Annotated in this window: 1 protein-coding gene; it reads right to left on the bottom strand. The window is 45.3% G+C overall.

Annotated features, from left to right (window positions below; translation table 11 throughout):
* On the bottom strand, nucleotides 1-984 hold a 984-nt coding region (locus BCU12_RS01320; protein WP_102402601.1), incomplete at both ends, for an ISL3 family transposase.

Genomic DNA, 984 nt, shown 5'->3' with positions numbered 1-984 from the left:
ACCCCATTCGCTTGATTAGCTTTATCTTGTTATTTATCCCTTCCAGTGTGCAGGTGTTTAACGGATAACTTGCCGATGCGATAATGCCGTGAAGATAAGGACTCAGTTTTCGTGCGAACTCTTTCAATGGCTTAATTCCACTCTCTTGTACTTGTGCCCACCACGCCTCCCAGAGCCCCTTAGCATGTGCTTCTGATTCACAATACCAAAGCTCTTTGAGTTGTGCTCCGAGTATATAAGTGGTCATCAAATCCTTATTGATATTCAATATCTCAGTAAGATAGCTATCTTGTCGCGTATTTAAGTTGCCTCTGTTTTTCAACAGCACCCAGCGTGAGCGCTTGACCCATTGCCTCGCTTTTTTATCTTGCTTGAGTTTGTTGGCTTGGTCGACTCTGACTCTATCCATCACCTCACGACCGAACTTAGCAACAACATGAAATAAGTCGTAAACGATTTTTGCGTTCGGGCAGTGCGCTTGAACTTCAAGGTCAAAAGCCGTATTCATGTCCATCGCTACTGCTTCGATATTTATCCCATTCTCGCCTAGCTGCTCGAAGAACGGCCGTATGTCCTTGCGGCTTCGGCCTAATCCAACCCAAATGACTTGATGAGTCTTCGCATCAGTGATGACGGTGGCATATCGATGCCCTTTAAAGATGGCGAACTCATCCATCACGAGCTGTTTTAGCTCACCCCATTTCACTGGCGGTACCACTTGTCGGAGTCGGCGTTTATCTATCTCTTTAATGGTGTGCCAATGAACGCCCGTAATCTGGGATATATGCTTAATGGGAAGCAAGGGTAGCAGTTGTTCTATATAGCTTTTTAGGCGCTTCGTTATACGAGCATAAGGCTCTAACCAAGAGAGAGACTCTGTTTTTATGCCGCAGTTACGACACTTAACCCTTCGAGTTTGAACGGAAAGTTCAACAGGAACACCGAGCAACATGGCTTCTTTTACATGACGCCATTGATACTCAT

The sequence above is a fragment of the Vibrio sp. 10N.261.55.A7 genome (genome assembly GCF_002877365.1).
GTDB lineage: Bacteria > Pseudomonadota > Gammaproteobacteria > Enterobacterales > Vibrionaceae > Vibrio.
This window is presented reverse-complemented; position numbering and strand designations above follow the sequence as displayed.